Origin of the sequence: Ottowia sp. (genome assembly GCF_035325765.1) — a bacterium.
In the GTDB taxonomy this organism is placed as follows: Bacteria; Pseudomonadota; Gammaproteobacteria; order Burkholderiales; family Burkholderiaceae_C; genus Ottowia.
On record NZ_DAOKZG010000018.1, the window covers coordinates 40,160 to 61,353 of the forward strand.

20 protein-coding genes and 1 pseudogene are annotated in these 21,194 nt (G+C 69.0%); 1 reads left to right on the plus strand and 20 read right to left on the minus strand.

Features of this window, described 5'->3' with window-relative positions; translation table 11 throughout:
- Positions 1 to 407 precede the first annotated feature (407 nt).
- The 13 genes from PKA16_RS08120 to PKA16_RS08180 form a co-directional block, all read right to left on the minus strand.
- Positions 408 to 1,391: a threonine dehydratase gene (locus tag PKA16_RS08120; protein ID WP_324402127.1), complete on the minus strand. Its 984-nt coding sequence runs from the start codon at positions 1,389 to 1,391 to the stop codon at positions 408 to 410.
- A complete protein-coding gene (locus PKA16_RS08125; protein ID WP_324402129.1) occupies positions 1,388 to 2,125 on the minus strand; it encodes a VOC family protein in 738 nt (245 codons plus the stop codon). The genes PKA16_RS08120 and PKA16_RS08125 overlap by 4 nt, the downstream gene beginning before the upstream one ends.
- A 43-nt stretch (positions 2,126 to 2,168) precedes the next feature.
- The gene (locus PKA16_RS08130; RefSeq protein WP_324402131.1) at positions 2,169 to 3,131 is read right to left on the minus strand and encodes a DMT family transporter; all 963 of its coding nucleotides are present in this window, start codon (positions 3,129 to 3,131) and stop codon (positions 2,169 to 2,171) included.
- Positions 3,128 to 3,760, minus strand: coding sequence for a LysE family transporter (locus PKA16_RS08135; protein ID WP_324402133.1), 633 nt, complete (start codon positions 3,758 to 3,760; stop codon positions 3,128 to 3,130). Before PKA16_RS08135 ends, PKA16_RS08130 begins: the two co-directional genes overlap by 4 nt.
- A gap of 44 nt (positions 3,761 to 3,804) precedes the next feature.
- Positions 3,805 to 4,236, minus strand: coding sequence for a thioesterase family protein (locus PKA16_RS08140; protein WP_324402135.1), 432 nt, complete (start codon positions 4,234 to 4,236; stop codon positions 3,805 to 3,807).
- 62 nt (positions 4,237 to 4,298) lie between these two features.
- Complete coding sequence (locus PKA16_RS08145; protein ID WP_324402137.1) at positions 4,299 to 5,480, minus strand: acyl-CoA dehydrogenase; 1,182 nt, start codon at positions 5,478 to 5,480, stop codon at positions 4,299 to 4,301.
- A 27-nt stretch (positions 5,481 to 5,507) separates the two neighbouring features.
- Positions 5,508 to 5,906, minus strand: a complete 399-nt coding sequence (locus PKA16_RS08150) for a RidA family protein (RefSeq protein ID WP_324402139.1) — start codon at positions 5,904 to 5,906, stop codon at positions 5,508 to 5,510.
- Positions 5,903 to 7,525, minus strand: a complete 1,623-nt coding sequence (locus PKA16_RS08155; RefSeq protein WP_324402141.1) for an AMP-binding protein — start codon at positions 7,523 to 7,525, stop codon at positions 5,903 to 5,905. Before PKA16_RS08155 ends, PKA16_RS08150 begins: the two co-directional genes overlap by 4 nt.
- Positions 7,522 to 8,700 carry an acyl-CoA dehydrogenase gene (locus tag PKA16_RS08160; RefSeq protein WP_324402143.1) on the minus strand — a complete coding sequence of 393 codons (1,179 nt, stop codon included), beginning with the start codon at positions 8,698 to 8,700 and terminating at the stop codon, positions 7,522 to 7,524. The genes PKA16_RS08155 and PKA16_RS08160 overlap by 4 nt, the downstream gene beginning before the upstream one ends.
- A gap of 112 nt (positions 8,701 to 8,812) precedes the next feature.
- Positions 8,813 to 9,670, minus strand: coding sequence for an enoyl-CoA hydratase family protein (locus PKA16_RS08165; RefSeq protein ID WP_324402145.1), 858 nt, complete (start codon positions 9,668 to 9,670; stop codon positions 8,813 to 8,815).
- Positions 9,667 to 10,131 carry a MarR family transcriptional regulator gene (locus tag PKA16_RS08170; RefSeq protein ID WP_324402172.1) on the minus strand — a complete coding sequence of 155 codons (465 nt, stop codon included), beginning with the start codon at positions 10,129 to 10,131 and terminating at the stop codon, positions 9,667 to 9,669. The genes PKA16_RS08165 and PKA16_RS08170 overlap by 4 nt, the downstream gene beginning before the upstream one ends.
- A gap of 10 nt (positions 10,132 to 10,141) precedes the next feature.
- Positions 10,142 to 10,930 carry an SDR family NAD(P)-dependent oxidoreductase gene (locus tag PKA16_RS08175; RefSeq protein WP_324402147.1) on the minus strand — a complete coding sequence of 263 codons (789 nt, stop codon included), beginning with the start codon at positions 10,928 to 10,930 and terminating at the stop codon, positions 10,142 to 10,144.
- A gap of 17 nt (positions 10,931 to 10,947) precedes the next feature.
- A complete protein-coding gene (locus tag PKA16_RS08180) occupies positions 10,948 to 13,311 on the minus strand; it encodes a bifunctional salicylyl-CoA 5-hydroxylase/oxidoreductase (RefSeq protein ID WP_324402149.1) in 2,364 nt (787 codons plus the stop codon).
- A 156-nt stretch (positions 13,312 to 13,467) separates the two neighbouring features.
- On the opposite strand from PKA16_RS08180, the gene PKA16_RS08185 reads away from it, so the two are divergent.
- Positions 13,468 to 13,794 (plus strand): DUF1840 domain-containing protein, encoded by a 327-nt coding sequence (locus PKA16_RS08185; protein WP_324402151.1) that lies wholly within the window; start codon positions 13,468 to 13,470, stop codon positions 13,792 to 13,794.
- Positions 13,795 to 13,968: 174 nt separating this feature from the next.
- On the opposite strand, the gene PKA16_RS08190 is transcribed toward PKA16_RS08185, so the two are convergent.
- From PKA16_RS08190 to PKA16_RS08220, 7 genes and pseudogenes are all read right to left on the minus strand, one after another.
- A complete protein-coding gene (locus PKA16_RS08190; RefSeq protein WP_324402153.1) occupies positions 13,969 to 14,388 on the minus strand; it encodes a hypothetical protein in 420 nt (139 codons plus the stop codon).
- An 11-nt stretch (positions 14,389 to 14,399) separates the two neighbouring features.
- Positions 14,400 to 15,650, minus strand: a complete 1,251-nt coding sequence (locus PKA16_RS08195; protein ID WP_324402156.1) for an AMP-binding protein — start codon at positions 15,648 to 15,650, stop codon at positions 14,400 to 14,402.
- 316 nt (positions 15,651 to 15,966) lie between these two features.
- On the minus strand, positions 15,967 to 16,782 hold the full coding sequence (locus PKA16_RS08200; RefSeq protein WP_324402158.1) for an ABC transporter ATP-binding protein: 816 nt from the start codon (positions 16,780 to 16,782) through the stop codon (positions 15,967 to 15,969).
- A 324-nt stretch (positions 16,783 to 17,106) separates the two neighbouring features.
- Positions 17,107 to 18,429 carry an ABC transporter substrate-binding protein gene (locus PKA16_RS08205; RefSeq protein ID WP_324402160.1) on the minus strand — a complete coding sequence of 441 codons (1,323 nt, stop codon included), beginning with the start codon at positions 18,427 to 18,429 and terminating at the stop codon, positions 17,107 to 17,109.
- A 408-nt stretch (positions 18,430 to 18,837) separates the two neighbouring features.
- The gene (locus tag PKA16_RS08210) at positions 18,838 to 19,914 is read right to left on the minus strand and encodes a branched-chain amino acid ABC transporter permease (RefSeq protein ID WP_324402162.1); all 1,077 of its coding nucleotides are present in this window, start codon (positions 19,912 to 19,914) and stop codon (positions 18,838 to 18,840) included.
- Positions 19,915 to 20,051: 137 nt separating this feature from the next.
- A complete protein-coding gene (locus PKA16_RS08215) occupies positions 20,052 to 20,981 on the minus strand; it encodes a branched-chain amino acid ABC transporter permease (RefSeq protein WP_324402164.1) in 930 nt (309 codons plus the stop codon).
- A gap of 21 nt (positions 20,982 to 21,002) precedes the next feature.
- Positions 21,003 to 21,194 (minus strand): annotated as a pseudogene (locus tag PKA16_RS08220) (ABC transporter ATP-binding protein); the annotation flags it as partial.

The following is a 21,194-nucleotide window of genomic DNA, read 5'->3' on the forward strand; positions in this document are numbered from 1 at the left end:
CAATATCCACGCGGGTTTCGAGATGTCCGCAAGCGGTCCGCTGCGGCTTCCAGGTTCAACCTGAAAACGGCAGTTGACCGCTTGCCTTCTTCACGAGAGCCGCATCAACCTTGACTTCCGCTGCTTCGACCACCTGCAGCTGTTGGGCGAGCGCGTCCAACTGCCGTTTTTGGGTTCAATGACCAACCAGCCATTCCGTCATGCCGGCACCAGCCGACGTCACCGGTCATCGTGTTGAGAGCACCGGTTTCTCAAGGCGCCATGCACCACATCCGCGACGCCTGGAGCGACGCGCCTCCGACGGCCGCGGAGCAGGCCAGCCGGGGCACCCGTGGCCGGGGTCTCCCTGGCCACGGGTGCGTCCCCCTTCCAGGGGGAGGGCGCGCCGCGCCACAGGGGGTTTCACTTCAACGTGAGGCGCCGTTCAGCACGCGGGCGAATACCGTGGCGTCGACGTTGGCCCCGGTGAGCGCGATGCCGACCACCTGCCCAGCGAGCCGCTCGCGCTCCTGCAGGGCTGCGGCCAGCGCCGCGGCGCCGGCACCCTCGGCCAGGTTGTGCGTGTCGACGTAGAGCGCGCGCATGGCGGCGGCCACCTCGGCGTCGCCCACCTGCACCACGTGATCCAGGCCGCGCGCCAGCAACGCCAGCGCGTCGGGGTGGGCACGACGCACGGCCATGCCGTCGGCCAGCTGCGTCGTGGCTGGCGACTCGACGACGCGGCCGGCGGCCAGCGAGTCGGCGTAAGTGGTGGCGCCGCTGCTCACCACGCCGACCACGCGCACCGCGTGCCCGAGCGCCGCCTTGGCTGCCAGCAGCCCGCAGGCGCCCGAACCCAGGCCGATCGGCACGTAGGCCACCTGGAGCCGCGGCACGGCGCGCAGGAATTCCCACCAGTAGGTGGCCACCCCCAGCACCAGGTCGCGGTGAAAGCTCGGCACCATCAGGCCGCCGCGCGCGGCGGCCAGCGCCTGCGCATGGTCGGCGGCGGCGGTGAAATCGTCGCCGTGCTCGACCAGTTCGACGCCCAGCGCGCGCATGGCGGCGTTCTTTTCGGGCGAGTTGCCGCGCGGCACCACGATGGTGCAGCGCACGCCGTGCGCGCGTGCCGCCCAGCCGATGCTCTGGCCATGGTTGCCGCGCGTGGCGCTGAACACCGCGTCCGGCAGCGCCCCGCGGCGCGCCAGGGCCTCGAAGAAGGTCAGTCCGCCGCGAATCTTGAACGCCCCGACGGGCGTATGGTTCTCGTGCTTGACCCAGCACGCGGTGCCCAGGCGTTCGCTCAGCAGGGCCCAGCGGTACTGCGGCGTCGCGGCAAACTCGCGGTACACGACCTCGGCCGCGGCGGCGATCTCGCCGGCCGTGGGGAAGGCAAATGCGGCATCACTCATGGTCGGTCTCCTTCATCGGCAACGCCTCCCGGCTGCAGGGAATCCAGCACCACGCGCCCGCGCGGCGTCATCAGCTCGGCGCGCAGCCGCGACTGCGCTGCCACCTCGACCTGCCCTGGGTCCAGGCCGGCCAGTGCCAGCGCCTGCTGCAGCACGTCCGCATCGGGATGCTGCAGGCGCAACGCGGCCAGGGTCACGCCGCTGGCGGACATGTCGTGGGACGGATGCACGCCGCCCCACTGGATCAGGGTCGGCAGGCAGCCGTCCAGCAGCCGCTGGCCGTCCGGCCGCACAGTGATGCGCCAGCGCAGCGCGCCGGCCGGGGTCATGCGGCTGGCGTCCAGCACGGGACCACGCTCCAGGCCTCGGTCGGCCCAGGCAGCAGCCACGGCCGCCGCGTCGGGCACGCGCGCCACCCAGTGGATCAGGCTCGGCCCCTGCGTGCGCACCCGCTCCTGCAGGTGCGCGTCGTCCATGTCGAACCAGCGCGGACCCGGCCGCATGACGGCGCGGTCGGTCTGCGGATCGATCGCGATGATCTCCAGGTAGGCCAGCGGAAACGCCGTCGAGCCGATCGCCAGCAGGCGATTGTGGGTTCCGAACTGCGCATGTCGACCGCCCGGCCCGGCCGGCACGCCCAGCACGCGCTCGCACCAGGCCGCGCCCTGCTCCAGCGTGTCCGCCAGGACCACCAGGTGGTCCAGCCCCGCATGCACTGCTGCTTCTTCACTCACGACGAATCCTCGATGTTCACCCGCAGCGTCCGCGCTCGGGAGTTCAGCGAGCATCCGGCACCGGCCCATTGTCGGCCACGGCGGCCGCGGCGGGCAGCGTGAGGCGCCGGCCGATGAACACCGTCAGCACCACCGCCGCGGCAAAGCCGAGCGACACGGCATCCAGCCGCTCGCCCAGCAGCGGCACCGCGAACAACATGGTCAGGAAGGGTTGCAGCAGGAGCACCTGGCTCACGCGCAGCGCGCCGCCCCAGTCCAGCCCGCGCAGCCAGATGAACATGCCCGACCACATCGAGACCGCGCCGACGTAGGCCAGCCCGAGCCAGGCCGGCAGTTGCACGCGCGCCTGGGCCGCCGCGTCCGGCCACAGCCACCAGGTCAGCGGCACGGACAGCGGCAGGCCGAGCAGGCACATCCAGCAGATCACCCGCTCGGCGCCCAGTTCGGGCGTCACCTGGGCGCCGGCCACGTAGCCAACGGCCGCGGCAATCACCGCGCCGAGCAGCAGCAGGTCGGCGGGTGCGAGGTGGAACGCCCCTTCGGCGCGCGCACGCAGCCAGGCATAGAGCACCACCAGCACGCAACCCAGCATCGCGCAGAGCCAGAAGCCCAGCCGCTCGCGCTGGCGCAGCAGCAGCGCCGCGGCGGCGGCCGTCGCCAGCGGCAGCAGCGCCAGGATCACCGCGCCGTGCACGGCGGTGACGCTGCGCAGCGCCAGCGCCACCAGCAGGGGAAAGCCGGTCAGGTTGCCGGCCACCGCCAGCATCAGCCAGCGCCAATGCGACCGGCGCGGCCAGGGCGAACGGGTCAGCAGCAGGAAGGCCAGCGACAGCAGGCCGGCCAGCGCCGCGCGCGCGGCCGTGACGAAGCTGGGCGAGAGTTGCGGCGCGCTGTCGGAGCCGGTGGCCATGCGCGTGGCCGGCAGGGTGACGGCAAACAGCGTCACCCCCAGCACCCCGAGCCAGAAGCCCAGGCGCTGGCGCCGCGCCGCCTCCGGCGTGCTCACCCGGCCAGCTCCGGCGCCGGGATGGCCAGCGCGCTCCAGGCCATCCAGGCCGCCGTCAGCACCAGCGCCAGCGCCATCAGCCGGTTGAACCAGAGCAGGCGGCGGCCGCGCGCCAGCCAGCCGCGCAGCAGCGAGCCCACCAGCGCATACGTGAAGTTGCTGGAAAAGCCGAACACCACCATCAGCGCGAGCGTCCAGGCCAGCCGCGCCAGCCAGTCCGGATGGCCGACCACCCAGCCCGCCACCGCCGTCAGCGCCAGCAGCCAGACCTTGACGTTCAGGAACTGCAGGCCCACGCCCTCGAGGAAGCTGACGTCAAGCTGGCGCGCGTCGGCCTGGCCCAAGGTGCCGCTGCGCGCCAGCCGCGCCGCGAGCCACAGCATGTAGGCCACGCCCACGCCCAGGATGCCCCAGCGCAGGGCTGGCAGCGCCAGCACCAGCGCGCCCAGGCCGACGCCGCACAGCAGCAGCAGCACGACCCAGCCAGCCGGCACCGCGCAGACGAAGTGCAGCGAACCGCGCAGGCCCCGATTGGCGGCGAGCGCCGTCGCCAGCGTGGTGTTGGGCCCCGGCGTGAAGGTGGCTGCGGCGAACAGCAACAGCAGGGCACTGAATTCGGCGGCGCTCACGGCGAGCACTGTAACGAATCCGCGCCAGTCATGCGCCGCCCGGCCTAGGCCCCCCGGGCCAGGGCGGCACGCACGTCGGCGGGAATGTCGATCGACTTGTGATCCTGCAGATCGGTGAACACCAGCACCTGGCGCGACGCCACGCGCAACTCCGCGCCCCGGCGCGCCTGCAGCGCCAGGGTCAGCGAACGCCCGCCGATGCGCTCGGCCTCCAGGCCGAAGGCCACGGCCTCGCCCATGCGACTGATGGCACGGAAATCGCATTCCAGCCGCACGATCGGCAGGCCGATGCGCCGCTCGCCCAGCATCCGCGCGTAGTCGATGCCCAGCCCTTCGGTGAACCAGTCCTCGACCAGGTGGTTGAACAGGACCAGGTACTGCGGGAAAAAGATGATGCCGGCCGGGTCGCAGTGCGAAAAGCGGATCGAATAGACGCGCTCGAAACGCGGAGCCTGGGGAGGGTCAAGTTGCTGCATGTCGCGGTGTGATCAAGGCGCCGGGACGGCCGGCGCCGCCGGCGCGGGTGACACCAGGAGCGTCAGAACGCCGCGATGCCGGTGATGGCCCGCCCCAGGATCAGCGCGTGGATGTCGTGCGTGCCCTCGTAGGTGTTGACCACTTCCAGGTTGACCAGGTGGCGGGCCACGCCGAACTCGTCGCTGATGCCGTTGCCCCCCATCATGTCGCGCGCCAGGCGGGCGATGTCCAGCGCCTTGCCGCAACTGTTGCGCTTGACGATCGAGGTCAGCTCGACCGCGGGGTTGCCCTCGTCCTTCAGGCGCCCCAGGCGCAGGCAGCCCTGCAGGCCGAGCGTGATTTCGGTCAGCATGTCGGCCAGCTTCTTCTGGATCAGCTGGTTGGCCGCCAGCGGCTTGCCGAACTGCTGACGATCCATGACGTACTGGCGCGCGCGGGCGTAGCAGTCCTCGGCCGCGCCCAGCGCACCCCAGGCGATGCCGAAGCGCGCGCTGTTCAGGCAGGTGAAGGGGCCCTTCAAGCCGCGCACCTCGGGGAAGGCGTTTTCCTCGGGGCAGAACACCTCGTCCATGACGATTTCACCGGTGATGCTGGCGCGCAGGCCGACCTTGCCGTGGATGGCGGGGGCGGAAAGGCCCTTCCAGCCCTTTTCCAGCACGAAGCCGCGGATCTGTCCGGCTTCGTCCTTGGCCCAGACGACAAAGACGTCGGCGATCGGGCTGTTGCTGATCCACATCTTGCTGCCCGAAAGCAGGTAGCCGCCATCGACCTTCTTCGCGCGCGTGGCCATGCTGCCGGGGTCCGAGCCGTGGTTCGGCTCCGTGAGGCCGAAGCAGCCGATCCACTCGCCGGTGGCGAGCCGGGGCAGGTATTTCTTCCTGGTCGCCTCGTTGCCGAACTCGTGGATCGGCACCATCACGAGGGACGACTGCACGCTCATCATCGAGCGGTAGCCGGAGTCGACGCGCTCGACCTCGCGCGCGATCAGGCCGTAGGCGACGTAGCCCAGGCCGGCGCCGCCGTACGACTCGGGGATGGTCGGGCCCAGCAGGCCCAGCTCGCCCATCTCGCGAAAGATCGCCGGGTCGGTCTGCTCCTTGCGAAAGGCCTGCTGCACGCGCGGCAGCAGCTTTTCCTGGCAGTAGGCGTGCGCCGCGTCCTGCACGGCGCGCTCGTCGTCGGTGAGCTGCGCGCGCAGGGCGAAGGGATCGTCCCAACTGAAGGGGGTCTTGGTGGTGGACATGGAAACTCCGGTCGGCAAGGGGGGAAATCAATCGGGGATGACGGCCGTGACCTCGATCTCGACCTTGGCGCGCGCCTCCATCAACGCCGCCACCTGCACGCAGGTCATGGCCGGGAAGTTCTTGCCCATGACGTCGCGGTAGACACCGCCAAGCTCCTTCAGGCGGGCGTTGTATTCGACGCGGTCGATCACGTACCAGGTCATGCGCACCATGTGCTCGGGGCCGGCGCCGGCGGCACGCAGCACGTCGGCGACGTTGCGCAGCGTCTGGTGCACCTGCTCGATGAAGTCGTCGGTCTCGAACTGCTGCTGGGCATTCCAGCCGATCTGCCCACCGACGAAGACCTGCGTGCCGCGCGCCGCGATGCCGTTGGCGTAGCCCTTGGCAGGCGCCCAGCCCTCGGGTTGAATCAGCTTGAACGTCATGCCATCTCCCTCAGCTTGAAGCGCTGCAGCTTGCCGGTCTCGGTGCGCGGCAGCGCGGTTAGAAACTCGATCTCGCGCGGATACTTGTAGGGCGCGATGCTTTTCTTCACGTAGTCCTGCAGCTGCTCGGCCATGGCCTCGTTGCTGGGGTTGCCGGCGCGCAGCACGATGAAGGCCTTGATGATCATGCCGCGCACGGCGTCGGGCTTGCCCACCACCCCGCACTCCGCCACCGCCGGATGCGTGAGCAGGCAGTCCTCGACCTCGGGACCCCCGACGTTGTAGCCGGCCGTGACGATCATGTCGTCGTCGCGCGCCTGGTAGTGGAAGTAGCCGTCCTCGTCCTGGATGAACGAATCGCCCGGGTGATTCCAGCCGCTGGACACGTAGTGGGTCTGGCGCGCATCGTCCATGTAGCGGCAGCCCGTCGGACCGATCACGGCCAGGCGCCCCACGGTGCCGCGGGGTACTTCGTTGTCGTTGCCATCCACCACGCGCGCCTGATAGCCGGGCACGACCTTGCCGATCGAGCCCGGCCGCACATCCTTGCCCGCTGCGGAGATGTAGATGTGCCACATCTCCGTGCCGCCGATGCCGTCCAGCATCTCGATGCCGGTGGCCTCCTTCCAGAGCTGGCGCGTGGCGTCCGGCAGCGCTTCGCCGGCGCTCACGCAGATGCGCAGGCTGGGGATGCCCAGTGCCTTGACGTAGGGCGCCATCTGGCGATAGAAGGTCGGCGCCGTGTAGCAGATGGTGATGCCGTTGTCGCGCATCTTGCGCACCATGGTCTCGGGATTGAAGCGGACGTCGGGGTAATACACCGAAGCGCCGGCCCACATCGGATAGATCAGCAGGCCCCCGGTGCCGAAGGTGAAGGCCAGCGGCGGCGAGCCGGCCACGACGTCGCTGGGCGTGGCCTTGAGCACGTGACGCGGCCAGGCATTGCATGCCGCCAGGATGTCGCGGTGCGTGGTGATGACTGCCTTGGGCACGCCGGTGGTGCCGCTGGTGAAGGCCAGCAGGGCGATGTCATCCGCGGCCGTGGCGCAGCCCGCGTAATCGGGCGAGCGGCGCGCGGCACGCTGCTCGACGCCGTCCTCGCGCTTCGGATCGCCGAATGCGACCACCGGCAGCTTGTCCTTCGCATCCGCCGCCGCCAGCACCATCTCCTTGAGCAGGCCGACCTCGCACAGCGCCAGCGCCGGCCGGGCCTTGTCGATCACCTTGCTCAGTTCGACCGCGCGCAGCAGCGGCATGGTCGGCACCACGATCAGGCCGGCCTTCACCGTGGCCAGCCAGGCCAGCGCCATGCCGATCGAATTGCCGCCGCGCAGCAGCACGCGGTTGCCGGGCTCCAGCTTGAAGTCCTTGATCAGCATCTCGGCCATGCGGTTCACCTGCGCCTCGGCCTCGGCGTAGGTGTAGGTCTCGCCGGGTGAGCGCAGCAGCAGGTTGTTGCCCCAGCCGTTGGCGCGCGCGGCGTCGAACAGCGTGGTCACGACATTGGCCTGGTCCGGAATCTGCAACTCGGGCAGGTCGTAGCGGAACTCGGGCCACTGCTCGCGCGGCGGCAGGCGGTCGTGCACATAGCGATCGGTTTGTGCGGATGAAATGCTCATGTCGATGTCTCCTGCAAAACGCTCTTGCCGATGATGAGTTGCTGCACCTCGGTCGCACCCTCGTAGATGCGCAGCGCGCGGATGTCGCGGTACAGCGATTCGACCTTGCTGCCCACCATCACGCCCAGGCCGCCGTGCATCTGCAGCCCCATGTCGATCACGCGCTGGGCGTTCTCGGTCGCCGTCATCTTGGCCATGGCGGCGGCCACGGTGCGCTGCGGACGATCGCCCTGGTCGGTATCGCGCATCCAGGCGGCGCGGTAGGTGAGCAGGGCGCCGGCGTCGACCAGGGCCGCCATCTCGCCCAGCTTCGCCTGGGTGAGCTGGAAGTCGGCCAGGGTCTGCCCGAACATGCGGCGCTTCCTGGCGTGGGCGATGGCCTCGGCCAGCGCACGGCGCGCCATGCCCAGCGCCGCCCCGGCCACGCTGGCCCGGAAGATGTCGAGGGTCTGCATGGCCAGCTTGAAGCCGCCGCCCGGCGTGCCCAGCAACTGGCCGCCATCGACCCGGCACTGGTCGAACACCAGCGTGGCCAGCGGATGCGGCGCCAGCAGCGGGATGTGCTGGCTGGCGTCCAGCCCGGGTGCGTCGGCATCGACGATGAAGGCGCTGATGCCACGGCTGCCGCCCTGCGGATCGGTCTTGGCGAACACGCAGTAGAAGTCGGCAATGCCGCCGTTGCTGATCCAGGTCTTGCTGCCGTCGAGCCGCCAGGAGCCATCCGCCGGCACCGCCGTCGCCTGCAGCTGCAAGGCGGCCACGTCCGAGCCGGCGTCCGGCTCCGACAGCGCGAAGGCCGCGATCCGGTCGCCGCGCGCCACCTGCGGCAGATAGGCCTGGCGCTGCGCCGCGCTGCCGGCCAGCGAGATCGCGCCGCTGCCCAGGCCCTGCATGGCGAAGGCGAAGTCGGCCAGCGGCGAATGGAACGCCAGCGTCTCGCGCAGCAGCACCAGCGCGCGCGAGTCCAGCTGCGCCAGCGCGCCGCCGCTGTCGCCCGGCACGCAATAGCGCAGCCAGCCGCCCGCGCCCAGGCGCCGCACCCAGTCGCGGCAGGCGGCGCGGTCGTCGCTTTCATCCACCTGCTGCGCGGCGATCCAGGCCGGCAGGCGGGCGGCGATGTCGCGGTGCGCGGCGTCAAAGAACGGCAGGTTCAGATGGGCGGTGCTGGGGATCATGGGTTGGACTCGGATTCAAGATACCGTACGCAGAGGGCGCTGAGGATTCGCACAGGACGCAGAAGAAACCTGAAATTCTCTTTTGCGCCCCCTGCGTCCTAGCTGTTGGTCTTCAATCCCCGCCGAACACCGGCTTCTGCCTGGCGGCAAAGGCCTCGTAGGCGCGGCGGAAGTCCTGCGTCTGCATGCAGATGGCCTGCGCCTGCGCCTCGGCCTCGATCGCCTGCTCGATGGTCATCGACCATTCCTGGCCCAGCATGGTCTTGGTCATGCCGTGCGCGAAGGTCGGCCCGGCCGCCAGCTTGCGCGCCACATCCTGCGCCCTGGCGAGCAACTCGCTGCTGTCGTGCAACGCGTTGAAAAAACCCCAGACCAGGCCTTCCTGGGCGTTCATGGCGCGCCCGGTGAACAGCAGTTCGCTGGCGCGACCCTGGCCGATCATGCGTGGCAGCAGCGCGCAGGCACCCATGTCGGCACCGGCCAGGCCGACGCGCGTGAACAGGAAGGCGGTCTGGGTGGCGGCCGTGCCGTAGCGCAGGTCGCAGGCCAGCGCCATCATGGCGCCGGCGCCGGCGCACACGCCATCGATGGCGCCGACGATCGGCTGCGGGCAGCCCCGCATGGCCTTCACCAGGTCGCCCGTCATGCGCGTGAACTCCAGCAGCTCGGGCATGCTCATCTTCGTCAGCGGGCCGATGATCTCGTGCACGTCGCCGCCCGAGCAGAAATTGCCTCCCGCTCCGGTCACCACCACCACCTTGACGTCGGTGGCGTAGCGCAGGCCGTGGAACAGGTCGCGCAGCTCCGCGTAGCTGTCGAAGGTCAGCGGATTCTTGCGCTCCGGGCGGTTCAGCGTGATCGTGGCCACGCCCTCGGCGTCGCACTGCCAGGCGAAGTGGCGGGGCGCATAGGCCGCGCGCGCACCATACTGCGAACGCATCGGGTTGCTGTCGGGAACGTAGTGCTTCACGTCATCTCCAGGTAATGTTGCTTGACCTTGCCCAGCAACTGGTACAAGGCGGCGATCTCGGTCGGCGCCAGTCCTCCGAAGGCGTCGACGACCCAGGCCTCGTGGGCTTCGGCCATGGACCGGAACAGCTTGCGCCCCTTGGGCGTCAGCCGCACCAGGAAGGCCCGCCGATCGCTCTCCAGCACCACGCGTTCGACCAGGCCTTCGCGCTCGAGCTGGTCGGTGATGCCGGTCACGTTGCCGCCGGTCACCATCATGCGGCGCGACAGCTCGTTCATGCGCAGGCCCTCGGGCGCGCGCTCGAGCTGGGCCATGAGGTCGAAGCGCGGCAGGGTCGTGTCGAACTCCGCGCGCAGGTGCGTGCGCAAGTCGCGCTCGATGAGCTGGGTGCAGGCCAGCAGGCGCAGCCACAGGCGCAACTCATCGGGGTGTTCCGCGTGCGCACGCGCTTCCAGATCCAGGGTTTGCAACTTACATCACCTCCCCGCCACTGACGGAAATCGCCTGGCCGGTGATCGACGCACTGCCTGGCTGGCACAGCCACAGCACGGCGCTCGCCACTTCGGCCGGCTGGATCAGGCGCCGCTGCGGATTGCCGGCCGCGAGCTCCGCGCGCGCCTGGGCCTCGGTGCGGCCGGTCTTGGCGATGATATCGGCAACACTGCCCGCCAGCAGGTCGGTCTCGGTGTAGCCGGGGCAGACGGCGTTCACCGTCACCCCCCTGGTCGCCAGCTCGAGCGCGAGCGAACGCGTCAGCCCCAGCACGCCATGCTTGGCCGCGCAGTAGGCACTCACGTAGGCGTAGCCGCGCTGGGCCGCCGTGCTGGCCACGTTGACGATGCGGCCCCAGCCGGCGGCCAGCATGTCGGGCAGGGCCTGCTGGGTACACAGCCAGGTACCCGTCAGGTTGATGGCCAGCATGCGCTGCCACAGCGCCGCGTCGGTCTTGAGCACCGGCGCGCTGCTGGCCTGGCCGGCGTTGTTGACCAGGGTGTCGATGCTGCCGAAGCGCTGGCGCGCCACCGCGAAGGCGCGCGCCAGCGCTTCGGCGTCTGCCACGTCGGCCGCCACCGCATGCAGTCGGGCGGCGCCGGCGTCGCTGCCGGCCAGCGCGGCCAGCCCCGGCCCGTCCAGCGCACTGCGCCCCAGCACCGTGACGCGGGCGCCGGTGCCCAGCAAGGCCTGCGTCACGGCGCGGCCGATGCCGCGCCCGCCGCCGGTGACCAGCGCATGGCGCTGCGCCCAGGCTGGATCCGTCATGGCCGCCATCGCCCCGCTCAGGCAACCACCGGCTTCGGGATGGCCACGGTCTGCTCGGCCGTGGCGCGCTGGCGCGCGAAGCCTGCCTCGTAGGGGCGCTTGCCCAGGAAGTAGGGCCGGGGCCACTGCACGTCCGTGTAGCCGATCTTCGCCGCCTCGGTCAGCGTCCAGGCCGGATTCGCCAGGTGCGGACGTGCAATGGCGCACAGGTCGGCGCGGCCGGCGGCGATGATGCTGTTGACGTGGTCCGCCTCGGTGATGGCACCGACGGCGATGGTGGCGATGCCCGCCTCCTGGCGGATGCGGTCCGCGTAGGGCGTCTGCCACATGCGGCCGAACACCTGCTTTTCCTTCTTGCTCACCTGGCCGGTAGAGCAGTCGATCAGGTCGGCGCCGGCGGCCTTGAAGGCCTTGGCGATCTCGACCGCGTCATCGCCGGTGATGCCGCCCTCCACCCAGTCGGTGGCCGAGATGCGCACCGACATCGGCTTGTCCTCGGGCCAGGCGGCGCGCATGGCGCGAAACACCTCGATCGGGTAGCGCAGTCGGTTCTCCAGGCTGCCGCCGTATTCGTCACGGCGCTGGTTGGTGAGCGGCGAGATGTAGGCCGACAGCAGGTAGCCGTGCGCGCAGTGCAGCTCGAGCCAGTCGGCGCCGATCTCGTGCGCGTCGCGCGCGGCCTGCACGAACTGCTGCTTGATCACCTCCATTTCGGCGTGATCGAGTTCCTTGGGCGTCTGGCTGACCCCGGGGATGTAGGGAATCGGCGAGGCCGAGACGATCGGCCAGTTGGCCGCTGCGTCTTCCAGCGGCAGGTCGGTGCCGTCCCAGGCCCGGCGCGTCGAGGCCTTGGGGCCGGCGTGGCCGATCTGCATCGCGAACCGGGCGTCCGAATGGGCGTGGATCCAGTCGGCGATGCGCTTCCAGGCGGCCTTCTGCTCGGCGTTGTAGATCCCGGGACAACCGGGGGTGATGCGGCCTTCCGGCGTGATGCAGGTCATCTCGGCCATCACCATCGCGGCGCCGCCCATGGCGCGGGCTCCGAGGTGCACCAGGTGATACTCGCCCGGCACGCCATCCTCGCACGAGTACTGTGCCATCGGCGAGACCATGACGCGGTTCTTCAGCGTCACGCCACGCACCATCAGCGGCGTGAACATCGGCGGCGGCGGCGTTGCGTTGTCCGGCTCATCCAGGCCATCGCGCCGGGCGAACCAGCGCTCGTAGCCTTCCAGCCACTTGCGGTCGCGCAGGCGCAGGTTCTCGTGGCTGATGCGCTGGCTGCGCGTGAGCAGCGAATACATCAGTTGCGGCGCTTCCAGGTGGTCGAGGTAGCGCTGGCCGCACACCTCGAACCATTCCATCGCGTTGCGCGCCGCGTTCTTGACGCGCAGCGCGCCGACCTTGCGCTCTTCCTGGTAGTTGGTCAGCACCTGTTCGATCTGCTCCGGCCGGTCGCCGTGGCGGATGAACTCGCTGGTGAGCTCCATCGCGTCCTCCAGCGCCAGCTTGGTGCCCGAGCCGATGGCGAAGTGCGCCGTGTGCACGGCATCGCCCATGAGCACCACGTAGGAGCCGTTCTCGTTCCTGAACCACCACTGGTCGCACTCGACGTCGGTGAAGTTGATCCAGGACGCCGAGCCGCGCTGGTGGCGGGCATTGCTCATCAGCTTCTCGCCCTGCAGATTGCTGGCGAACAGCTTCTCGCAGAACGCAATCGACTCTTCCTGCGTCGCCTGGTCGAGGCCATGCGCCAGCCAGACGTACTCCGGGCACTCGACGATGAAGGTCGAGGTGTTCTCGTCGAACTTGTAGATGTGGGCCTGGAACCAGCCGTGCTCGGTCTTCTCGAAGATGAAGGTGAAGGCGTCGTACAGCTTGTTCGTGCCCAGCCAGATGAAGCGATTGGGGCGCCGGATCAGGGTCGGCTTGAACTGGTCCTCGTGCAGCGTGCGGATCTTCGAGTTGATGCCGTCGCTGGCAATGATCAGGTCGGCGTCGCGGAACTCGGCGTCCGAGTCGACGTCGCGCTCGAACACCAGCTTGATGCCGATCTGCTCGCAACGCGCCTGCAGGATGTTGAGCAGCAGCTTGCGGCCGATGCCGACGAAGCCGTGACCGCCCGAGCGCACCACCTCGCCCTTGAACAGCATCTCGATGTCATCCCAGTGGTTGAACGCCTGCTGGATCTCGTCGGCGGACTGCCTGTCCCACACGCGCATGTTCTCCATGGTGGCGTCGGAAAACACCACGCCCCAGCCGAACGTGTCGTACGGGCGGTTGCGCTCGACCACGGTGATGTCATGCGCGGGGTTCTCACGCTTCATGAGCAGGGCGAAATACAGGCCGGCCGGACCGCCGCCAATGCAGACGATTTTCATGCTGAGTCTCCGGTGCGTTTGTGTTTAGACATGAATAGTTTAATCTTCAATGAATTGCTGTCAAGCACCGGGCGCTTGGAACTTCTAGGGAATTACCCTGATCGGTGACAATCGCCCCGTACGCTCCTGATACGCTGGCACTCGGAGGTTCTGACCATGCTCTACAAGTTCAAGTCCCAGGCGACCGGCGACGTCGTCATGTTGCAGCCCAATGCCGAGGAGCTGCTGAAAATCATCGGCAAGAGCGCCGGGCCGACCGGCATCATCACGGTCGAACAATGCGGCCCCGCGATCGCGGCGCTGCGCGCGGAAATCCAGCGCCGCGAGGCCCACCCCGAGCAACACGGCCAGGCAGACCAGGATCCCAGCCAGGACCCGGCCGATCACGAAGACCCGGTGACCCTGCGGCGCCGCGCCGCCCCGTTCATCGAGCTGCTGGAGCGCAGCAGCGCCGCCGGCAAGGACGTGGTCTGGGGAGTCTGATCCGGGCCGGCCGACCGATGGCCTCGGCTGGCTCCGGCCAGGCCTGCACCCCCTGGCCTGCGGGGTGCGGCAAGTTCATGCGTCGTTCGAGGGAGCGGCGCTCGGGCGGGCGGCCGCGCACCGCGGCCGGTTGACGCAGGCGCACATGGCGACGCGCCGTGCCGAGGCGCGGCCTCAATTGCCGGCGGCGTCGCCGGTGCCGCCCCGCAGCGCATCGAGCAGCGCCCGGCAGGACTGCCCCGGCGCCGCGCCGAGGGCCAGCGCCAGCGCATTCACATGGCTGATCCGCCCCTCTTCGAGCGTGCTGCGCGCCTCGCCGATGCGCGCGCTGTCGTGCGCGACGGTACAGGCGGCGATGCCATGGCCCTGCAGGAACTCCAGCGCCGCCAGGCCGGCCCGGTCCTTGCCGACTCCCGCATCGTTGAACACCGCCAGCAGCGGCCGCGCGGCCCAGGCGTACTGCGCCGAGCTGATGCCGCCATGCGAGCCACTCACGGCAATGCAGCCGGCATCCTGGCCCGGCACGAGCTCCGTGATCGAATCAACCAGGCGCAGGCGCGGGCGCACGGGTGTCGGTTCAGCGGGTGGGCGCACGCACCGCCGCCTCACCGGTAGCTGCGCGCGTCCTCGATCACCTTGCCGTCGTTGGGCAGGCTGCCCGGCGCCACCAGCTCGACCTCGCAGCGCAGCTTGGTGACATCGCGCACGGCCTCGGCAATGCGCGCCGCCAGGCCCTCGGCGCCGGGGCATTCGACCCGCAGCGTCATCTCGTCGCGTGCCATCTCGCCACTCACCACCAGGCGCGCCCTGCTCACCTCGGGGAAGCGCTTGACCACCTCGGCCACCTGCCCCGGATGCACGAACAGGCCACGCACCTTGGTGGTCTGGTCGGCGCGCCCCATCCAGCCCCGGATGCGGACATTCGTGCGCCCGGTCGGGCACGCGCCGGGCAGCACCGCCGACAGGTCGCCGGTGCCGAAGCGGATCAGGGGGTAGTCCGGGTTCAGCACCGTGACCACCAGTTCGCCCACTTCGCCCTCGCCCACCGGATCGCCCGTGCCGGGACGCACGATCTCGACGATCACGCCCTCGTCCAGCACCAGACCCTCGCGTGCCAGCGTTTCGTAGGCGATCAGGCCGATGTCGGCGGTGGCATAGCTCTGGTAGGCGGTGATGCCGCGTTCGGCAAACCAGTCGCGCAAGCTGGGCGGGAACGGCTCGGCGCTGACCATGCCCTTGCTCAGGCAGCGCAGGTCGACGCCCCCCTCCTCGGCCTTCTCCAGCAGGATGCGCAGGAAGCTGGGCGTGCCGATGTAGGCGTTGGGCCGCAGTTCGGTGATGGCCTGCAGTTGCTGCTCGGTCTGGCCGGTGCCCGCCGGGAACACGGTGCAACCAAGCGCCAGAGCTCCCGACTCGACGATGAAGGCGCCGGGCGTCATGTGGTAGCTGAAGGCGTTGTGCGCCAGGTCACCGGCGCGAAAGCCGGCCGCGTAGAGCGCGCGCGCGGTGCGCCAGTAGTCGGTGGCCGTGCCCTCGGGTTCGTAGATCGGTCCCGGGCTGGCGTAGACGCGCCGCATCGCCGCGCCCCAGCCCACGGCGGCAAAGCCGCCAAAGGCATCGCGCCCGGCGGCTCGGCTGGCCTGCTGGCGCGCCAGCAGCTCGCTCTTGCGCGTCACCGGCAGGCGAGCCAGCGCGGCACGCGAGGTGACGGCTGCCGCATCCACCCCGGCCAGGATCTCGGCCATCGCCGCGCTGCGCGCCTGCGCATGCGCGATCTGGCGCGGCAGCGCCGCCATCAGCGACGCCTCGCGCTCGGCCGGCGCGCGCGTTTCAAGATCATCGAAGAATTCGCGCATGCAGCGACTCCAGTGATTCAGGTTGTTGTCGGGTGCGATTCATGAAGCGAAGCCAGCCACTGTCGCGTGGGAATCGCTCGGCGGGCGGCACCGCAGCGTAATGCAGGGAGGCCCTCACCCCGTCCCTCCCTCCCCCTGGGAGAGGGCGCAATAAACCCAGCGCGGCAGACCAATCCATCCGACCTCCCCCACTGAGAGAAGGCCCAAAGGCCGCGGAGCAGGCCATGCGTGGGCACCCGTGGCCGGGGTCTCCCTGGCCACTGGGTGCGTCCCCCTCCGGGGGAAGGAGCGCAGCGACACAGGGGGAGCGTCATCCCTACGCCAGCCAACGCTTGCGCCGCTTGTAGCTCTTGACATCGCGAAAGCTCTTGCGCCCATCGCCACCCATGCCCAGGTAAAACTCGCGCACGTCCTGGTTGCCCGCCAGCACCTCGGCACTGCCATCCATGACGACGCGACCGCTCTCCAGGATGTAGCCGTAGCCCGCGTACTTGAGCGCCACGCTGGCGTTCTGCTCGGCCAGCAGGAAGGTCGTGCGCTCATTGGCGTTCAGGCTCTGCACGATGTTGAAGACCTCCTCCACCAGCTGCGGCGCCAGCCCCATCGACGGCTCGTCCAGCAGCACCACCCTGGGGTTGCTCATCAGCGCGCGACCGATCGCGCACATCTGCTGCTCGCCGCCCGAGGTGTAGGCGGCCTGGCTCCTGCGCCGCTCCTTCAGGCGCGGGAAGTAGTTGTAGACGCGCTCCAGGTTGGCGGCGATCTCGCCCTTGTCGCGCCGCGTGTAGGCGCCCGTGAGCAGGTTTTCCTCGATCGTCAGGTGGGCGAAGCAATGCCTGCCTTCCATCACCTGCACCACGCCACGCTTGACGAGTTCGGCCGGGCCCAGGTCCTGCACGCGCTCGCCGCGGTATTCGATGCTGCCCTTGGTGACTTCGCCGCGCTCGCCCTTGAGCAGATTGGAAATCGCGCGCAAGGTCGTGGTCTTGCCGGCGCCGTTCCCGCCCAGGATGGCGACGATGGCCCCCTGGGGGACCGTGAGCGAGACGCCCTTGAGCACCAGGATCACGTGGTTGTAGATGACCTCGATGCCGTTGACTTCGAGCAGCGCGGAAGAGGCCTGTTCACTCATCTTGTCGGGTCCGTGTTCAACCAAGAAACCGCGGCTGGATGCACCCGTCCATGCCGGGACGGGCGTGCCGGGCAAGAGCGTGGGCGCCGCGCATTCCTGTGCGCTCGGGCGAGCAGCACCGCATGGCGCGGCCGGCACGGTGCGGGCGGGTGCATGGCGCACTCACCCGACAGGTGGCCGCCGGCAAGGGCGAGAAAGTCAGCATCCAGGGCGGGCCTCGAGACGTTCACGAGCAGTCGATCGCGGTTCCGGGTTCAAACCGCGCGGCCGCCCGGGCAGGCCAGGCCTGCCCAGGTGTCGCGCAGCGTGAACGGCGTCGCGCGATCAGTCGGCGCACTGGCGCGGTTCGATCTTGTTGTCGGCCGCGTACTTGTCGGCGAACTGCTTGATCAGCGGATCGATGATCTCGCGGTTGCCCTCGTACCAGTCGCTGTTGATCTTCCACTCCTTGCCATCCCACACCGACATGCGCGCGGCGTACGAGCCCATGTGCTGCGAGCAGGTGGTCTTCAGGGGTTGCAGGATGCCGGTGAAGCCCAGCTCCTCGATGCGCTGGGGCGTCAGCTCGAAGTGTTCGAGCGCCCACTGGGCCTGCTCGCCCGTGATGGGCTTGCCCTTGCCGAACTTCTCCTGCGCGATGCGCACCGTCTCGGCCGTGAGCATGCCGGTGATCAGGCCGCGCACGTAGAGCACGTCACCCACCGTCTTGGGGTCTTCCGCCGTGCCCTGGCCCTTGGCGTAGAGCGTCTCCTGCACGTCCTTGATGACCTTGGCGTCGCGGTTGGCGCTGGCCTGCAGGGCGGCGGCGTTGTAGCCCTTGGCGGCTTCCTCCACACCCTTGACGTCGGACTCCGAGCCCGCCCACCAGAAGGCATACATCTTCTCGCGCGGGTAGCCCACCGACTGCGCCTCCTTCAGCGCCGTCGGGTTCATCACGCCGTAGCCGACGTAGAGCACGTAGTCGGGCTGGTCACGACGCACCTGCAGCCAGGTGGACTTCTGGTCCAGCCCAGGCGCGGTGACCGGCAGCTTGCCGAGGGTGAAGCCGTACTTGGCGGCATAGGCGTCGAACACCGGCATGAACTCGTGACCGAACGGCGCGTCCATGTAGACGTAGTCGATCTTCTTGCCCTTGAGCTTGTCCAGGCCGCCGGCCTTGTCGCCGATGGCCTGCATCATCACGTCGGCTGCGACGAAGTAGTTCGGGATCATGGGGAACACCCACTTGAAGACCCGTCCGTCGGCCGCCGCCGGCGTGCCGTAGCCGGCGATGATCAGCGAGATCTTGTCCTCGGGTGCCTTCTTGAGCAGGGCGTTGGTCACGCCGGTGGAGATCGACTGCACGATCGCGGCCCCGCCGTGCTGGCCCTTCATGCGCTCGTAGCACTCGATGCCCTTGGTGGTGTCGTAGGCGAACTCGCACTCCTCGATGCGGAACTTGACACCGTTGATGCCGCCCTTGGCATTGACCAGCTTGAGGTAGTCCACGGTACCGTTGGCCACCGGAATGCCGTTGGGCGCGTAGGGCCCGGTGCGGTACGAAAGCACGGGCGCGTACTGCTCGGCCTGGGCCATGGCCGAGACAGGCGCCATCGTCATGGCCGCTGCCACGGCAGTCGCGGTCAGCAGGGTAGTCAATCGCTTCATGGTCATCTCCTTTGAAGTCAGTGGGCCAGGTAAAATTGAAGTCAGTGGGCCAGGTAAAAAAACAGTTCAGTCATTGAGCCGCCCATGGCAGCCCCGAAGGCCGCGGAGCAGGCCACGCCAGCGGCAGCCGTGGCCGGGGTTTCCCTGGCCACGGGCTGCGCCCCGCTGACAAGCCCCCACGCTGCGCTGCCCCCGAGGGGGCCTTCGCATCTTCGGGCGGCCGAGCGATGCTCATGGGGAAGGCGCAACATCGCGCAGCGAGTGGAGTCACGGGGGTGTTCCATTCTTTCAACCCAAAAACGGCAGTTGGACGCGCTCACCCGACAGGTGGAGGTGATCGAAGCAGCGGAAGTCAAGGTTCATGCGGCTCTCGTGAAGAAGGCAAGCGGTCAACTGCCGTTTTCAGGTTCAATGCGGGAAGGGCCACAGACGCAGCTTCTGCTTGCCGGTGGACCACAGGCGCGCCAGGCCGTGCGACTCCACGATCAGGAACCAGACGATGAGCACGCCAAACAGCATCAGCTCCAGGTGCGCGGCGGCGGCCGTGCCCAGCGGCAGGCCCACCAGGTCGCCGAGCATGGGCAGGCCGCGGCGGATCAGGATCGGCAGCACGACCATGAACGCGGCACCGATGAAGTTGCCCATGATGGAGCCGAGCCCGCCGATGATGATCATGAACAGCAGCTCCAGCGACATCTCCAGGCCAAAGGCCGCGGGCTCCCAGGAGCCCAGGTAGAAGAAGCCCCAGAGCGCGCCGGCGATGCCGATGATGAAGCTGCTGACGGCGAACGCCGTCAGCTTGGCGTAGACGGGGCGGATGCCGATCACCGCGGCGGCCACGTCCATGTCGCGGATCGCCATCCATTCGCGCCCGATCGCGCTGCGCACCAGGTTCTTGCAGGCCAGCGCCAGCACGGCCAGCAGCAACAGGCAGAACAGGTACTTCGCCGCATAGCTCTCCAGCGACAGGCCGAAGAAGCTCAGGTCGGGCGCGGTCACCGAGATGGACGGGCTGTCCATGGTGAGCCACTTGACGCGGTAGAACATCCAGTCGGCGAAGAACTGCGCCGCCAGCGTCGTGACGGCCAGGTACAGGCCCTTGACGCGCAGGCTCGGCAGGCCGAACACCACGCCGAACAGCGCCGCGAAGACGCCGCCCATCAGCAGCGCGACGATCAGCGGCGTGCCCGGCACGCGCATGATCAGGTTGTAGGCGCCGTAGGCGCCCACCGCCATGAAGGCGCCGGAGCCCAGCGAGATCTGCCCGCAGTAGCCGATCAGGATGTTGGTGCCAAGCGCCGCCAGCGACAGGATCACGACCGGGATCAGGATCGCCGAGAACATGTAGTTGCTGGCGAAGAAGGGCACCACGAGGAAGGCCACGACGAGCAGCGCCCCGATCGCCACCCGGTCCTGCAGGATCGGGAAGATCTGCTGGTCCGCCCGGTAGCTGGTCTTGAACTGGCCGTTTTCGCGATAAAACATGGTCTTCTCAGTCAGCCATTGCGCCGCACGTCATGCGCGACGGGCCGAGCGACCGCACTCCGACGGCCGCGCAACAGGCCAGCCACGGGTGCGGCCCTCTTGGGGGAGGAGCGAAGCGACATGGGGAGCAGCTCCTTTCACACCCGGTCAATGATCTTCTCGCCAAACAGCCCCTGCGGCCGCACCAGCAGCACCACCAGGGCCAGCACGTAGGCGAACCACACCTCGATGCCGCCGCCGACGAAGGGGCCGATGTAGACCTCGGACAGCTTCTCGCCGGCGCCGACGATCAGGCCGGCGACGATGGCGCCCGGCACCGAGGTCAGGCCGCCCAGGATCACCACCGGCAGCGCGCGCAGCGCCAGTGTCGAGATCGAGAACTGCACGCCCAGCTTGCTGCCCCAGACCATGCCGGCCACCAGCGCCGCCAGGCCGGCGACGAACCAGACGATGACCCACATGCGCGACAGCGGGATGCCGACCGACTGCGCCGCCTGGTGGTCGTCGGCCACGGCGCGCAGCGCGCGGCCGGTCTTGGTCTTCTGGAAGAACAGCACCAGCGCCGTCACCAGCAGGGCCGCGATCACGGCAGCCGCCAACTCCTGGGAATCGACCAGCAGGCCGCCCTCGAACACGCCCTGGAGCAGGAAGATCGGGTCCTTGGGCATGCCGATGTCGATGTTGTAGACGTTGCTGCCGAACACCGACTGGCCGAAGCCCTCGAGGAAGAAGCCGATGCCGATGGTGACCATCAGCAGGGTCGCCTCGGGCTGGTTCACGAGGTGGCGCAGCGCCAGGCGCTCGACCAGCCAGGCCAGCACGAACATCAGCACCGCGGCGCCGGCAAAGGCCAGCACGTTGACCACGATCTTGTTGTCCAGCCCCAGCCAGCCCGGGATCCACTCCGAAAAGCGCGCCATCGCCAGCGCCGCGAACAGCACCATGATGCCCTGCGCGAAGTTGAACACGCTGGAGGCCTTGTAGATCAGCACGAAGCCGAGCGCCACCAGCGCGTACAGCACGCCCGTCATCAGGCCGCCGATCAGTGTCTCGAGGAAGAATCCCATGGTCCTTGCCCGTCCGCTGCCTCAACCGCCCGTGCCCAGGTAGGCGCGGATCACCTCGGGGTTGCGCTGCACCTCCTCGGGCGCGCCATCGCCGATCTTCTTGCCGTAGTCCAGCACCACCACGCGGTCGCTGATGTCCATGACCACGCCCATGTCGTGCTCGATCAGCACGATGGTGGTGCCGAATTCGTCGTTCACGTCGAGGATGAAGCG

Bases quoted from the DNA above. Each gene is read 5' to 3' on its own strand.
- PKA16_RS08120 (WP_324402127.1), bottom strand. From the start codon at position 1,391: ATGAGTGATGCCGCATTTGCCTTCCCCACGGCCGGCGAGATCGCCGCC.
- PKA16_RS08140 (WP_324402135.1), bottom strand. From the start codon at position 4,236: ATGCAGCAACTTGACCCTCCCCAGGCTCCGCGTTTCGAGCGCGTCTAT.
- PKA16_RS08145 (WP_324402137.1), bottom strand. From the start codon at position 5,480: ATGTCCACCACCAAGACCCCCTTCAGTTGGGACGATCCCTTCGCCCTG.
- PKA16_RS08150 (WP_324402139.1), bottom strand. From the start codon at position 5,906: ATGACGTTCAAGCTGATTCAACCCGAGGGCTGGGCGCCTGCCAAGGGC.
- PKA16_RS08155 (WP_324402141.1), bottom strand. From the start codon at position 7,525: ATGAGCATTTCATCCGCACAAACCGATCGCTATGTGCACGACCGCCTG.
- PKA16_RS08160 (WP_324402143.1), bottom strand. From the start codon at position 8,700: ATGATCCCCAGCACCGCCCATCTGAACCTGCCGTTCTTTGACGCCGCG.
- PKA16_RS08175 (WP_324402147.1), bottom strand. From the start codon at position 10,930: ATGACGGATCCAGCCTGGGCGCAGCGCCATGCGCTGGTCACCGGCGGC.
- PKA16_RS08180 (WP_324402149.1), bottom strand. From the start codon at position 13,311: ATGAAAATCGTCTGCATTGGCGGCGGTCCGGCCGGCCTGTATTTCGCC.
- PKA16_RS08185 (WP_324402151.1), top strand. From the start codon at position 13,468: ATGCTCTACAAGTTCAAGTCCCAGGCGACCGGCGACGTCGTCATGTTG.
- PKA16_RS08195 (WP_324402156.1), bottom strand. From the start codon at position 15,650: ATGCGCGAATTCTTCGATGATCTTGAAACGCGCGCGCCGGCCGAGCGC.
- PKA16_RS08200 (WP_324402158.1), bottom strand. From the start codon at position 16,782: ATGAGTGAACAGGCCTCTTCCGCGCTGCTCGAAGTCAACGGCATCGAG.
- PKA16_RS08205 (WP_324402160.1), bottom strand. From the start codon at position 18,429: ATGAAGCGATTGACTACCCTGCTGACCGCGACTGCCGTGGCAGCGGCC.
- PKA16_RS08210 (WP_324402162.1), bottom strand. From the start codon at position 19,914: ATGTTTTATCGCGAAAACGGCCAGTTCAAGACCAGCTACCGGGCGGAC.
- PKA16_RS08215 (WP_324402164.1), bottom strand. From the start codon at position 20,981: ATGGGATTCTTCCTCGAGACACTGATCGGCGGCCTGATGACGGGCGTG.